11 protein-coding genes and 3 tRNA genes are annotated in these 13,607 nt (G+C 37.0%); 5 read left to right on the top strand and 9 right to left on the bottom strand.

Annotated features, from left to right (window positions below):
- Positions 1-82: 82 nt before the first annotated feature.
- A complete protein-coding gene (locus ACAM30_RS00770) occupies positions 83-1,363 on the bottom strand; it encodes a DUF2130 domain-containing protein (protein WP_369616763.1) in 1,281 nt (426 codons plus the stop codon).
- 550 nt (positions 1,364-1,913) lie between these two features.
- Here ACAM30_RS00770 and ACAM30_RS00765 point away from each other — a divergent pair.
- Positions 1,914-5,597 (top strand): PKD domain-containing protein, encoded by a 3,684-nt coding sequence (locus ACAM30_RS00765; protein WP_369616762.1) that lies wholly within the window; start codon positions 1,914-1,916, stop codon positions 5,595-5,597.
- A 180-nt stretch (positions 5,598-5,777) separates the two neighbouring features.
- Here the strand turns inward: ACAM30_RS00765 and ACAM30_RS00760 are convergent, their stop codons facing one another.
- The 4 genes from ACAM30_RS00760 to ACAM30_RS00745 all read right to left on the bottom strand — a co-directional run bounded on the left by ACAM30_RS00760 (position 5,778) and on the right by ACAM30_RS00745 (position 8,747).
- Entirely contained in the window at positions 5,778-6,758 is a 981-nt protein-coding gene (locus ACAM30_RS00760; protein ID WP_369616761.1) for a zinc-dependent alcohol dehydrogenase family protein, read from the bottom strand.
- A gap of 12 nt (positions 6,759-6,770) precedes the next feature.
- Positions 6,771-7,049 carry a putative quinol monooxygenase gene (locus ACAM30_RS00755; protein WP_369616760.1) on the bottom strand — a complete coding sequence of 93 codons (279 nt, stop codon included), beginning with the start codon at positions 7,047-7,049 and terminating at the stop codon, positions 6,771-6,773.
- Positions 7,050-7,051: 2 nt separating this feature from the next.
- On the bottom strand, positions 7,052-7,657 hold the full coding sequence (locus ACAM30_RS00750; RefSeq protein WP_369616759.1) for an NAD(P)H-dependent oxidoreductase: 606 nt from the start codon (positions 7,655-7,657) through the stop codon (positions 7,052-7,054).
- 103 nt (positions 7,658-7,760) lie between these two features.
- Positions 7,761-8,747 carry an aldo/keto reductase gene (locus tag ACAM30_RS00745; RefSeq protein ID WP_369616758.1) on the bottom strand — a complete coding sequence of 329 codons (987 nt, stop codon included), beginning with the start codon at positions 8,745-8,747 and terminating at the stop codon, positions 7,761-7,763.
- A gap of 119 nt (positions 8,748-8,866) precedes the next feature.
- Between ACAM30_RS00745 and ACAM30_RS00740 the strand changes: the two genes are divergently transcribed.
- Positions 8,867-9,712: an AraC family transcriptional regulator gene (locus tag ACAM30_RS00740; RefSeq protein ID WP_369616757.1), complete on the top strand. Its 846-nt coding sequence runs from the start codon at positions 8,867-8,869 to the stop codon at positions 9,710-9,712.
- A 196-nt stretch (positions 9,713-9,908) separates the two neighbouring features.
- On the opposite strand, the gene ACAM30_RS00735 is transcribed toward ACAM30_RS00740, so the two are convergent.
- From ACAM30_RS00735 to ACAM30_RS00720, 4 genes are all read right to left on the bottom strand, one after another.
- Positions 9,909-10,379: an RES family NAD+ phosphorylase gene (locus tag ACAM30_RS00735; RefSeq protein ID WP_369616756.1), complete on the bottom strand. Its 471-nt coding sequence runs from the start codon at positions 10,377-10,379 to the stop codon at positions 9,909-9,911.
- Positions 10,379-10,879: an antitoxin Xre/MbcA/ParS toxin-binding domain-containing protein gene (locus ACAM30_RS00730; protein WP_369616755.1), complete on the bottom strand. Its 501-nt coding sequence runs from the start codon at positions 10,877-10,879 to the stop codon at positions 10,379-10,381. Before ACAM30_RS00730 ends, ACAM30_RS00735 begins: the two co-directional genes overlap by 1 nt.
- An 88-nt stretch (positions 10,880-10,967) precedes the next feature.
- Entirely contained in the window at positions 10,968-11,729 is a 762-nt protein-coding gene (locus ACAM30_RS00725; protein ID WP_369616754.1) for an NlpC/P60 family protein, read from the bottom strand.
- A 68-nt stretch (positions 11,730-11,797) separates the two neighbouring features.
- Positions 11,798-12,976, bottom strand: a complete 1,179-nt coding sequence (locus tag ACAM30_RS00720) for an acetyl-CoA C-acyltransferase (RefSeq protein ID WP_369616753.1) — start codon at positions 12,974-12,976, stop codon at positions 11,798-11,800.
- Positions 12,977-13,215: 239 nt separating this feature from the next.
- Between ACAM30_RS00720 and ACAM30_RS00715 the strand changes: the two genes are divergently transcribed.
- The 3 genes from ACAM30_RS00715 (at position 13,216) to ACAM30_RS00705 (ending at position 13,492) form a co-directional block, all read left to right on the top strand.
- Positions 13,216-13,299: transfer RNA gene (locus ACAM30_RS00715), tRNA-Ser, on the top strand.
- 14 nt (positions 13,300-13,313) lie between these two features.
- A tRNA-Pro gene (locus ACAM30_RS00710) sits at positions 13,314-13,388 on the top strand.
- Positions 13,389-13,418: 30 nt separating this feature from the next.
- Positions 13,419-13,492 (top strand) — tRNA-Arg (locus ACAM30_RS00705).
- Positions 13,493-13,607: the final 115 nt, after the last annotated feature.

The following is a 13,607-nucleotide window of genomic DNA, read 5'->3' as shown; positions in this document are numbered from 1 at the left end:
TTGGAATGGCAAATTGTTTTTAGATAAACAGGAAGGGAGTAAAAAGTACACAAGTTGTGTAATTCTATCAATTTTACTTGTGTTACTCCAGTTCTTTTGTATTCGGTTCTTCTTCGTCTTCGATAAAATCAAGTTCTAAAGCTCTTACGGTCTGAACCGCATTTCCGGCAATACCGCGAATCGATCCGTACATTCCCAAAGTATTGTGAACCACTTTTTCAATTTGTTTTTCGCGTTGTTTCCAGATACGCTGCATGGCTCTTTTTTCAGATTCCAGATCACTTTGCATTTGTGTGAAACCCTCCACAATTCCTTCTACCTGTAATCGGAATTCATTGCTGGTTAAAAAATCATAGAGCATCGACATTTTATCTCCTTTGTTCTCCTGTGCCTGAACAGCATGGCTAACTTGTATTAAAGATTGACGTAAAACAGCACTTAGTCCTTTAAATTCTTCATAAGTACAAATCCAGATGCCGTCGCGCATTCCCATACGATCCATTCCGGCAGGCATCACCTCAGTGACCAAAACACCAATATTGGCTTTTTTGGTTCGAATATCATTTTTAAATTTTTCAATCCACGCAGGCTGGAAAGCTTTAGTACGCTTACTTTCATAATAAATAGAACCGCAATTTTGTACCTCTCGGGTATTGACAACCTGAAGACAATCGGCTCCATTGGCTCCTTTTTTTACTTCATCAATAGTATCTAACGGAAAATTACTGGCCAGCCATTCCTCAATTGCAAGCTCCATTACTTCACCCTGCAATTGCATAGAACCCTGTTCCTGCTTGCGTTTCATTTCCTCAATCAGCTTTTTCTGATCGTCAGATTGTTTTTGGTATTCTTTTATTTTTAATTCGTTTTTTTCTTCCTCTTGTTTTCGGATTTTGTCACGCTCCAGAATCAAAGTAGCATTAAGCTGTTTTTGAGCTTCCGTTTCGATAGCCTCCTTCATTTCCAGTTTCTCGCGTTGAAGTTTCGCAATTTCACCTTCCATTTTATTAAGTTCACGAAGTTTCTCTGATTTTTCAGAAAGCTCTTTTTCCATCAAAAGCAAACGATCTTTGTTTTCTTCTTCGAGTTTGGTTTTTAATTTTTCAGCAATTTCTTTTTCGGCTATTTTTCTTTCGCGCTCCAGTCTTTCTGCAAAAAGTTCGTTTTCCTGTTTTTTCTTGGCTTCAAATTCAGCTTTTGCTTTTTCGAATTGTTCGTTTTTAAGTTCCAGTTCTTTGGACTGAGCGCTGGCTTTTTGTTGAAATTCTTTACGGATACTATCTTCCAACTGATGTTTCAAAACATCATTTACATCGATTGGTGTGCCGCAATTAGGGCACTGGATTGAAGATTGCTCAGCCATTTTTGTTGATTTATTAAGGATGGTAATATTCTGCTAAGATATTTAAAAAGGAGGTTTTTTTGCTGTGAAATTTTATGAATTTTCAGAAACGGTAAATTTTTGAAAAGCAAAGAAAGCATGATGTAGCGTTTTTTATGTCGGAGATTGGAATGATTTTGTGGTTAAAGCAGTATAAATCAAACGCATTCAGACGATTCTGGAATCAGTGACTAAATAGTGGTATTTTTCTTATTTTTTGAAATAATGTGTTTCGAAGGCTGAAAGAGTTCTTTTACTTCTTTTTCAAAATAGTTTCAAATTGTGTAAAAAATACATTTTTAGAATGATGTTTTTTCTTTTTTGAATTAGTCGAAACAATAGAAACTAGATAACATACAATTATTTTACAATAAGATAATATCTTTTTTCGAGTTGTTAATTAAATATTTTTATAAAAAAAAACTACCAAATATTAATGATTGTGGATTTATTTGTTTTAAAAGTTAATATTTTTAACAAATTTTCTATTGATTGTGTATTTGAAATAACAATTAACAAAAAGACTATTATTTTGAAAAAAAACTACTTTATTGCTGCAGTTTTTCTGCTCCAATGCTGCATTTCCTTTGGGCAAAACCAGAATCCAATTGGCTGTGGAACCCAATTATCCCAAAAGGAAGAGACTGCATTTATGAAATCGCTTTCTAAAATTAAAACCTGGAAAAAAGGAACTACAAAGAAAGCCGCTACTGTTCCTTATATTATTCCGGTCGTGTTTCACATTCTGGCCGACGGAACTAATATTAATAATGTTTTTACTAAAGAGCAGATGAAATGCCGAATCGACGATGCATTGCTAACCGTGAACAAGGATTTTAATGGTTTGTTTCCGGAGTATGCCATGACCGATCCTCGTTTTGACGCCATTAAAAGTAAACTGAACATTCAGTTTGTTTTAGCCACCGTTGATCCTGACGGAAATCCTTTAGAGATACCCGGTTTAGACTGGCATCCTGAAGCTCATATTGCCGATGGTTATGATGCCAGAATCTACGATTATATATGGTATGGTAAAAATAACAGATATTATCTGGATGTTTTGGTGGTAGATGAACCTAATACTGGACAGGGATCTGTTGGTTCCGGACATGCTTTTTTGCCTATTCAGGATGCAATCCCTCGTGTTGCTTACAACCATAGATACATCGGAAGTACTTGCGGATCGAACGCCAGCGCTACTTTTGCAAAAGTTATGACGCATGAGTTTGGTCATTATTTCGGATTAAAACATACTTTTCAGGACGATTGTGATCCGGTAAATGACGGAATGGCCGATACTCCTCCAACGAAAGTTGCCGAAGGCTGTGCCAGAAATGTATTAAACAGCTGCGGAGTTTATGCCAATGCTGAAAATCATATGGATTATAACACCGACTGTCAGAATATGTATACCAGAGATCAGACAAATGCAATGACGTATTGGTTAGAAGATAAAACGGTTGCCAAATATCCGAGGGGAGTACTATGGGACCCGGCGAATCTTAGTGCAGTAGGAGCTATTGAAAGCAATCCGACGGCTAATTTTAGCAGCAGTACAACCGCCATTTGTTCCGGTAAAAGTATTGGTTTTAAAGATGTTTCTTTAGGATTGCCAAATTCAAGAGTCTGGACATTCGAAGGAGGAACTCCGGCAACCTCCACAGATCAGAATCCTGTCGTTACTTATAATACATCAGGAAAGTATAAAGTAACCCTGAAGGTGACCAATTCACTAGGAACAAACACCAAAGAAGTTGCAGATTATATAGAAGTAGATCAAAAATCGGCTGCTAATTTAACAGAAAGTTTTACAGGTGCTTTTCCGCCTTCGGGATGGGAAATTACAAATCCGGATAAAGGATTAGGCTGGGAAAAGCGAAAAGGAGTGGGGCATAATGACAGTTCGTGTATGATCATGAACAATGCCGATAATTCAGTATTAGGAGCTTTGGATTATATCAGATTGCCTTATTTTGATTTTACGGCAGGACAAAACAGTCAGCTGTTTTTTGACGTAGCCTATACAAAGTTTGATGATGTGAGTCCCGATGTTTTAAAAGTACAGGTTTCTACAGACTGTGGACAGACGTGGAATGATGTCTATTCTAAAACACATACATTATTAGAAACCACAGCCGTTCCTACAGCTCAGGCCAATAACTGGATACCTGTTACAGATGCCAATTGGCGAAAAGAAGTTGTAGATCTTAGTGCTTATGAGGGAAATAATAATGTTTCCATTCGTTTTGTAAATATTTCAGGTTATGGTACACGAATTTGGATTGACAATGTAAATGTTGCCGTTACGCAGGCTGGTACTCCGGTTTCAGATTTTACGTCTAACATTAGAGGAACAAGATGTACAAGTATCACGGCTCCGTTTTTAGATGTTTCAACCGGAAATCCTACCTCATGGAACTGGTCATTTCCGGGAGGTACACCGGCGACTTCTACAGATCAAAATCCGGTTGTAGTTTACAATTCCCCTGGTTCTTATGCTGTAACACTGACTACTAAAAATGCAGAAGGTATTGGAACAACACTTACCAGAAATAATTTTATTACCGTTGTTGATCCTTATAAAACCTCTTTTACCGAAGGTTTTGAAGGTTCTTTCCCACCTGAAGATTGGGAAATTGTAAATCCTGATAATAAATTAACCTGGGAACAGCGTATTGGAGTAGGTCATAATTCTACATCCTGTATGGTAATGAATAATGCGGATAATGATAAAGTTGGTGAAGTAGACGAAATAATTCTGAAACCGACAGATCTATCGGTTGGAATAACTGATTTTTCTTTTGATGTTGCTTACGCTAAATTTGATGAAGTAAGCCCCGATGTTCTCGAAGTTCTGGCTTCAAAAGATTGTGGTGTAACCTGGGAAAGTGTTTATAAAAAAACGCACATTGAATTGGAAACATTTGTCAGCAACGATGCAAACAACTGGATTCCAACTTCAGATTCACATTGGAGAACCGAACGAGTGATTTTGTCTGATTTTAAAGGAGAACCGAATGTTTTATTTAAATTCAAAAATACTTCAGGATATGGAGCGAGAATTTGGATTGATAATTTGAAATTCAATTTTGACAGTAAAGAAACTCCGTTTTCAGATTTTTTGATTAAGAATGAAAGACAGTGCAGTGATCTTCCGATTGCATTTAAAGACAACTCAACCGGAGAACCTACCGCCTGGGCATGGTCATTCCCGGGAGGTACACCTTCTTCTTCAACAAACAGACAGCCAGCTGTTGTTTATGATAGTCCGGGAACTTACAATGTGACTTTAACCGCTTCTAATGCAAATGGAACAGGATCTACAGTGACGAAAACCGGTGTTGTAGTGGTGAAAAGTAAAAACAGTCTTCCATACTTGGAAAATTTTGAAGAAAGTTTCCCTATTCAGGATTGGGAAGTTATTAACCCTGATAAAGATGCTATTGCATGGGAAAAACGTTCCGATGTGGGCAAAGGCGATTTGTCCTGTCTGGTAATCAATAATGCCGATAATCCAACAGATAAGATAGACGAACTCATTTTAAAAGCATTTGATTTATCTTCTGCAACAACACCATATTTATATTTTGATTTGGCTTATACGCAATATTTAAATGCTTATGACCCAACGCCGGCTCCGGATCATATTGATATATTGGTATCTTCAGATTGTGGAGTTACCTGGACGAATGTTTATTCTAAAAATCAAATACAACTACAAACTGTTTCGCCTGCAATTCAGGACGATCCTGTAACAACCGCATCAAACGAAACAAACGATTGGATTCCAACCAAAGATTCTGATTGGAGAGCCGAAAAAATTGATCTGAGTATCGTAAAACAGCAAAAAAATGTTTTAATCAAATTCAAAAATACCTCAGGATATGGTACCCGAATCTGGTTTGACAATTTAAAAATAGATAATGGACCTAATTTAGCTGTAACAAAACCAAGAGAAATAAATAGTTTGACAGGAATTCAGGTATATCCGAATCCATCCGCTAATGTTTTTCATGTAGTAACACCATCAACGACGGATAATTATACCATTACAGTGCATAGTACGGAAGGAAAAATGATTTATACTGAAAATTTTGCGGGAGGAAATAATGCAGAAAAAGCAATTAATTTATCCGGTAAAACAAAAGGAGTCTATTTTCTTAAGGTAACTTCTTCCGGCAAAAAAACGTACACACAGAAAATTATAAAACAGTAATTGATTTTCATCTATAAAAAAAGACTGTATCCATAAAGAGGGTACAGTCTTTTTTTTGCTTCATAAATTTAAGAAAGCATTTATTGTGAATCAAATTCTTTATTGGATAATGAAGATAATTCTATTAGATTTTCTATTGTGTTGGCGGAAACCATCCAAAAAATTACACCTATTTTGAAGCTAAGCGATATCCACCACAATTTTTCCGACAGAAGAACCATCACTAACCGCTTTATGAGCTTCCATGGCGTTATCTAAAGTAAAACTTCTGGGATCGATAAGAGGTTTTAATTTTCCTTGCTCAATAAATTTTGCAGCTTCTTTTAAAATATTCCCATGATGTTTTCTGCCCTCACCGCTAATCATCGGATGTAAAACAAAAACGCCATGTAAACTTGCAGATCGAAGTGATCCTACTGCCAATGCATGTGTTCCAAAAGCATAGCAGCTGGCAATTTGACCATAATGACGGATAGCGGCAAAAGAATCATCTAAAGATTGACCTCCAACCGTGTCGTAAATAATGTCAAAACCTTTTCCGTTTGTAAATTGCTTTACATAATCTTCAACTTTTACTGTTTTATAATCAATTGGAGTTGCTCCATACGATTCTACAGTGGCTGCTTTTTGAGGAGAAACCGTTGCATAAACATCGGCGCCAAAAATTTGGGCAAGCTGTACCACCATGTGACCAACACCTCCGGCTCCGGCATGAACCAGAACCTGATCCCCTTTTTTTACTTTTGCTCTGTCAATTAAACCTTCCCAGGCCGTTAGGAGTACCAGTGGAACAGCTGCAGCCTCTTTCATGCTTAAGTTCTTAGGTTTTATAGCCAGTAAATCGGCATCAACGGCGGTATACTCTGCTAAAGTTCCCTGAAGTCCCAAGACACCTCCGGCGAGTCCGTAAACTTCATCACCAATTTTAAAATCGGTAACATTTTTTCCAACAGCTTCAACAACGCCGGCAAGATCAGTTCCTAAAACGGCAGGCAAAACAGGCGAGGCATAAGGTGAAATCCCAATACGAATTTTGTTATCGATAGGATTAACGCCACTTGCATGGATTTTGATTAAAACTTCTCCGTCTTTCGGAGTTGGTTTTTCTATTTCAGTACTTACAAAATCAGATTCGTAAGCAGTGGTTAAAAGTGCTCTCATTGCTAATTTTGATTATAATATTTGTGCTGTTTTATAAACCTGAATGGGTGAGGAGATCAAAGCTTCACTTTGTTTAATAAAATCCTGCAGATACTGCTGATTGTTATGAATATCAAGGCCTGGCTGGTCTTTCCACTCTTCCCAAATAATAAAAACATTCTCGCTGTGATGCAGGTCATATCGAATACAAGCCTCTTCTTTTCTGGTCTCAGTAACCAAATGGGTTAACATGTTTTTGATTTGAGCTGTATTTTCCGGTTTACTTTTTAAAATAGCAGTTATTGAAATCATAATCATATAGTTTTAAAGATTTGTTTTAAATGGTTGGTATAGTTTTGCTTAAAGATACCAATATTTTCGTCAGTAGCCCCCTTTTCTACATCATGAAAATGAAAACCATCCAGTTTCTCCATTCCTACAAATTTATTCATTTTATGGAAACCAAACATAACCCCCTCGTCTACAGTAGTTTCTTCAAAAAATTCTCCCGGAAGTGTGAAAGCTGTTGCAGGAGCATTCCAGCTGGTAGTAAGCATGTATTTTCGCCCGTGTAAGAGTCCGCCTGTACCGTAATTGATGTCCGGATTCGTTCTTGTTCTACCGTCGTTTTTGTAAATTCCTTTTTGATGTCCGGCAGTAAAAACGTCATCAATATATTTTTTAAAAAGATTCGGTAACTGAAACCACCAGATCGGAGTGTGGTAGACCACTAAATCGGCCCAAACGAATTTTTCAACCTCTTTTTCAAGATCGATTTCATCCTGAATATTGGTTGTTTTTATTTCAAATTTTTTACTGTTTGTTAAGTATTCCAAAGTCCAGTCCGTAACGGTTTGATTGAACTTTCCGCCTGAGTGAGCAAAATTTTGCCCACCGTTGATAATAAATATTTTTTTCATACTATGAATTGCTCTTATGTGTTTGTTTAAGAGATAAGAGCGGTATCTCTTCGGTATAATTTATTTTTTTTGCTTTTAAAAGAAGGTAAAACTGCTCGGGGAACTATTTTAATTTTGAAATAGCCTGATTAATGAAATCTAATTCAGAACCGGATAGATCAAAATCCATTGTTTTAGCATTTGAAATGGCCTGCTCGGCATTTCTGGCTCCGGCCAGAACAATTGTAATTCCTTTTTGTAAAGTCGTCCAGCGCAAAACCAATTGTGAGATAGAAATGTGTTTGGCATTGGCTAATGAACTCAGTTCTTCCACCAAAGTTTTTACTTTTTGAAGATCAAACTGACCAAAATAGTCATTTCGATGATCGTTGTCCTTTAATTTACCATCGGTGAAATATTTACCGGTCAGCAAACCTCTTTCCATCGGACTGTAAGCAATAATGCCAATATTTTCCGCAAGTGTTAATGGAATCAGATCCGTTTCAATACTACGATTTAACATACTAAAAGGAACCTGATTAGAGGCCAATTGAATGGTTTTTTGTGCTTCCTGAACTTGCGATGCACTGTAATTGCTTACGCCGGCTGCTCTGATTTTTCCTTGTTGAATTAGGCTTTCCAATGCCTCCATTGTTTCGTGAATCGGAGTTGTAGCATCCGGCCAGTGAATTTGAAGCAAGTCGATATAATCGGTTTGAAGACGTTTTAGGCTTTCTTCAACTTCTTTAATAATATTATTTTTGGAAGCATATTTATAAATAGGGACTTTTTTTCCATTGTCTTCGGCATCGAAAAAAAATTCGCCCTTTCTGTTGGTACTTCCATCCCAAACCAGACCAAATTTTGTCAATACTTGTACTTTCGAACGATTTTGAGTTTTTAAAGCTTCTCCAATCATTATTTCGCTTAAACCAAATCCGTAAAAAGGAGCAGTATCAATTGTAGTAACACCATGATCGATTGAAGCATGAACAGAAGCAATTGAATCTGCTTTATCATTTCCGCCCCACATATTTCCGCCAATAGCAAATGCACCGTAAGTAATTGTGGATAATTCGAGTTCAGTATTGCCTAATTTTCTATATTCCATAAGTGATATTTTAGATCGTTTAAAATTATTTGACAAAATTATACCGTTTATATCTGTTTTAAATGGTATATATTTGTGTTTTTTAGGTATATTTGCAACCGTAATAAATAACAGACAAAATGAAAAAAGAAAATTTATACGAACCGTTTAGTGTTTCTTTTGAAACTTTAGAGGAATATCCGGATGTAGGAGACCGTCATAACTTTTTTGAGTTGGTTTATGTTTTGAAAGGAACGGGTTTGCAATGCATCAATAAAAATGTTTTTGAATACGATGAGGGACATTTATTTTTGCTGACACCCGAAGACTGTCATAATTTTACCATTGAGACCAAAACAACCTTTTTCTTTTTGAGATTTAATGATATTTATCTGAAAAATTCAAGCCTTCAAAATGAAAACATTCAACGTTTAGAGTATATTCTACAAAATGCAAATCATCAACCGGGTTGTATTTTAAAGAATGTTACAGATAAATGCCTTGTAAAAGTTATGGTAGAGGCTATTATCAGGGAGTATGAAGATAAAGATGTTTACAATCAGGAATTGATTCAGCAATTGGTAAATACACTTATTATCGTGGTTGCCCGTAACATTGCAAAATACCTGCCTGAGCAGGTTAACCTGGGCTGCGAGGCTAAAGCGATGGACATTTTGCAATACATTCAAAACAATATTTATTATCCTGAGAAAATCAAAGCAGAATCCATTAGTGAGTATTTTGGAATTTCAAGTACCTATTTAGGGCGTTATTTCAAAAAGCATGCAAGTGAAACCATGCAACAGTACATCAGTAACTATAAAACAAAATTGATAGAACATCGTCTGCAATTCAGTGATAAACGAATCAATGAAATTGCCTATGAATTTGGGTTTACCGATGAAAGCCATTTCAATAAATTCTTTAAGAAACAAAAAGGGAATAGTCCCTCAGAATTTCGAAAAACAATCAGAATTAGTGCTTAAACACAGATTACACGAATTAGCACTAATTTTTTTACCACAGATTAATAAGGATTAGATGGATTTTTAATTTGTGTTAATTAGTGAAATTAGTGTTTAGACAAGGTTTACATTGATTTGTGCTATTTTTTTTCGCCTAGGATTAAAGCGACATTGTATAGATTTTAATTTGTGTCAATTCGTGAAATTAGTGTTTGTTCTAATTTGTTTTAAATCTGGAATCAAAATTCATTCGGTTAGTGCTGACCACTTTGATTTTTTTACTGTCCGGATGAGCCGGATTGATTAGGTAATTGAATTCCTGCGGTACAATACAGCTCGGGACTTTTAAAACTGCGGCTTCATTGTAATCAATAAAGTCATCACCGATTGTTTGCGTTATCAGGATGGGTGGTTTGGAATCCCAATCTTCCGGTAAATCTTCCAGACGAACCTCCTGAATGGTAATTTCATCCGGGATTTCGATTTCCACATAAAAACGATCCAAAGGCAAATCTTCACTTAAATCCAAATGAACAGATACTTCAAGTGTAGCTAATGCGCGGCTTTCGGCCGTGTAAACCATACGGGTGTTAAGACTGTTCCATCGGAAACCTTCAGACATCGAGGCTCCGATTCCTGCTAAAGTAGAAGACAGGTATTTTTCTCTTTCAATCCTAAAAACCTTCATTAAGCTAAGTTTCCGTGCTCTAATCGATTTAAACTAAACTTCACCTCGTTAATTCCGGTTACAGTATCCAGCATGTTTTCGGGAGTACTTCCGCCAATAGATAAGTTAGGTTTTTTAAGCCACCTCTGAAATTTTTCTTCTTCATTATTGAAAACTTCCAGACCGTAATCGATCAGTTCGTTGATTAGAATAACCAATTCGCTGTCTCTGCTGTCTAAAAGTAAATGCTCGCTTTTTTTCTTATTGTAAGTAGTTTGAGGAATCCCTACAATTGCCAGCATAGATTTTACAGGATTGTTTAATCGCCTGCTGATGACTTCAATTGAATCATAAGGAATACCGGAACGGATAACTCCAACGCGTTCCATTTTGTTGCTCCAGCTGTATTCTTTCCCATCAGAACTTAAAGTTGATCTTTTAATAGAGATTACTTTTCCGGAAGCATTTCGAATACTTCTCTTGGTATCAAAAGGTTCTGTGTTTTGTTTTATCTTTTCCATGACACAACTATTTTGCTGTAAAGATACAATAATTTTGTTGTTCATGTCGAAGTTTAGAAAAAAATATTCCCAATTAACGATAAGAAACTTAAATGATCTTCTTGATTACGCGTAATTTGTGAGTGTGTTTGTTTGTTTCGGGATTGTAGATTCCCAAGTGATCCAAACGATCGATACGAACTTTACCGCTGGCATGAATGATGTAATTGTTGTCCATGATAATACCAACATGCGTTATATTTCCTTCGTCGTTATCAAAAAAGGCAAGATCACCGGCTTCGCTTTCTTCGATAAAGCTCAAAGGTTCTCCATCAAGAGCCTGTTGTGAGGCATCACGATGAATTTTATAGCCGTTTAATTTATAGACCATTTGAGTGAAACCCGAACAATCAATTCCAAAAGGAGTTTTGCCTCCCCAAAGATAAGGTGCGTTCAGATACATAAAAGCGGTACTGATGATAGCGCTCTTAGGTTTTATACCGCTGGTTTTGGTACCTTCAAAATCAAAATTGGAGATATTGATCTCACTGTTGTTTAAAAAAGACAAAGATGCACCAAGTGGAATGGGTAGTAGTAAATTGTTGGAAGATGTGATGTAATCAATCAAATCAGCATTGAGAATAATCGCGTCATTGCTTAATTGCTTGAAATTTGCTTCCGAAATAACCTGATATTGTTTGGAGTCTACCCAGCCTTCATAGTCGTCGTACTGAATTCGTATTCGGGCCCATTGATTTTGACGTTCCAAAATTTCGATATGTTCACCAAACAAAAGTTGAGTAACGATTTCACTTCTGTCACTTGGCTCAGATCGTACGGGTACTATGGCTAGATTGCAAATTCCGAACATTTAGGGTAATTTATAAGTTAAAAATAGGAGTTATCTGTAAAACAAATAACTCCTAATAAAATAGTATTTTAAGCTCTCTCGATAACAATTGCCGAAGCACCACCACCACCGTTGCAAATTGCTGCGGCTCCGGTTTTGGCATTGTTTTGTTCTAAAACACTTAGTAAAGTCACAATGATTCTTGCTCCCGAGCATCCCAGAGGATGACCTAATGAAACTGCACCACCGTTTACGTTTACTTTATTGTTGTCAAGATTAAGAATTTTTGAATTGGCTAATCCAACAACAGCAAATGCTTCGTTGAATTCGAAATAATCAACATCACTTACTGAAATTCCGGCTTTGTCTAAAGCTTTCGGTAATGCTTTTGCCGGACTTGTGGTAAACCATTTTGGCTCCTGAGCAGCATCAGCATATCCTTTTATATAAGCAAGAGGTTTTAATCCTAATGAAGTTGCTTTTTCTTCAGACATTAAAACTAAAGCGGCAGCTCCATCGTTTATTGTAGAAGCATTAGCGGCAGTAACTGTTCCGTCTTTAGTGAAAACAGCTCCAAGTGTAGGAATTTTATCCAGTTTTACATTGGTATATTCTTCATCTTTTGAAAAGATGATTGGTTCACCACGTCTTTGTGGAACCTCTACAGGAACAATTTCATTATCAAATTTTCCGGCATCCCAGGCTTTTGCACTTCTTTCATAAGATTGAATAGCAAAATTGTCCTGTTCTTCACGGCTGATGTTGTATTCAGAAGCACATAAGTCAGCGCAAACTCCCATTGCGTTGTTATCGTAAGCATCTGTCAAACCATCTTTTTGCATTCCGTCAAGCATAGAAGCCGGACCGAACTTAGTTCCGTTGCGCATTTGCACATAATGCGGAATCAAGCTCATGTTCTCCATTCCTCCGGCTACTACAATTTCAGCATCACCACAAGCGATAGCCTGTGCGGCAAACATAACAGCTTTCATTCCTGAAGCACAAACTTTGTTTACAGTTGTAGCGGCAACTTCTTCAGATAAACCGGCAAAAAGTGCAGCCTGACGCGCTGGTGCCTGACCAACTCCGGCTTGTACCACATTACCCATAAATACTTCATCAACTAATTTTGGGTCAAGGTTAATTTTTTGAAGTGCGCCTTTTATTGCGGCAGCACCTAATTTTGGGGCAGGTACAGTAGATAAACCTCCCATGAAACTTCCGATAGGTGTTCTAACGGCAGAAACGATAACAACTCTTTTGTTCATTTTCTGTTAATATTAGTTAATCAAGCAAATTTACTCTTTATTTAAATAAATTCAAATTTTGTGTCAATTCGATTGAATTTTAAATTTAATGTGAATTTTTAGTTAATTCTATTTATTTGATTGTGAAGTGTTTTGAAAAAAAGATTAAAAAAACTTAAAAAAAATCGCCAAAATAGTTGTGAGATATGGAATGTTGTTATACCTTTGCAACCGCAAAACAGAACACGTTTCTTGAGCTTGGAGAGGTGCCAGAGCGGTAATGGAGCAGATTGCTAATCTGTCGACGGGTAACCGTCGCCAGGGTTCGAGTCCCTGTCTCTCCGCTTAGATTTTGCCTCGGGGTGTAGCGTAGCCCGGTTATCGCGCCTGCTTTGGGAGCAGGAGGCCGCAGGTTCGAATCCTGCCACCCCGACAAGAACTTTGTCGGAAGTTTAATGAAAATGGACGCATAGCTCAGCTGGATAGAGCACCTGCCTTCTAAGCAGGCGGTCGAAGGTTCGAATCCTTCTGCGTTCACAAAAAGCCACTCAATTTGAGTGGCTTTTTTGTTTTTGGACTGTTTGTTGTTGAGGATGGGTTTGGAATGTCTGATTTTTTTAAATTAAGTTAATGGGGGATTTGAATTCTTCTG

It is taken from the genome of Flavobacterium sp. CFS9 (assembly GCF_041154745.1).
Classification (GTDB): domain Bacteria; phylum Bacteroidota; class Bacteroidia; order Flavobacteriales; family Flavobacteriaceae; genus Flavobacterium.
The sequence above is the reverse complement of the archived record's forward strand: the minus strand, read 5'-3'. Positions and strand labels throughout refer to the sequence as shown.

What these genes read in the sequence shown, in the direction of transcription:
- ACAM30_RS00770 (WP_369616763.1), bottom strand. Translation starts at nt 1,363, where the DNA reads ATGGCTGAGCAATCTTCAATCCAGTGCCCTAATTGCGGCACACCAATC.
- ACAM30_RS00760 (WP_369616761.1), bottom strand. Translation starts at nt 6,758, where the DNA reads ATGAGAGCACTTTTAACCACTGCTTACGAATCTGATTTTGTAAGTACT.
- ACAM30_RS00755 (WP_369616760.1), bottom strand. Translation starts at nt 7,049, where the DNA reads ATGATTTCAATAACTGCTATTTTAAAAAGTAAACCGGAAAATACAGCT.
- ACAM30_RS00750 (WP_369616759.1), bottom strand. Translation starts at nt 7,657, where the DNA reads ATGAAAAAAATATTTATTATCAACGGTGGGCAAAATTTTGCTCACTCA.
- ACAM30_RS00745 (WP_369616758.1), bottom strand. Translation starts at nt 8,747, where the DNA reads ATGGAATATAGAAAATTAGGCAATACTGAACTCGAATTATCCACAATT.
- ACAM30_RS00740 (WP_369616757.1), top strand. Translation starts at nt 8,867, where the DNA reads ATGAAAAAAGAAAATTTATACGAACCGTTTAGTGTTTCTTTTGAAACT.
- ACAM30_RS00735 (WP_369616756.1), bottom strand. Translation starts at nt 10,379, where the DNA reads ATGAAGGTTTTTAGGATTGAAAGAGAAAAATACCTGTCTTCTACTTTA.
- ACAM30_RS00730 (WP_369616755.1), bottom strand. Translation starts at nt 10,879, where the DNA reads ATGGAAAAGATAAAACAAAACACAGAACCTTTTGATACCAAGAGAAGT.
- ACAM30_RS00725 (WP_369616754.1), bottom strand. Translation starts at nt 11,729, where the DNA reads ATGTTCGGAATTTGCAATCTAGCCATAGTACCCGTACGATCTGAGCCA.
- ACAM30_RS00720 (WP_369616753.1), bottom strand. Translation starts at nt 12,976, where the DNA reads ATGAACAAAAGAGTTGTTATCGTTTCTGCCGTTAGAACACCTATCGGA.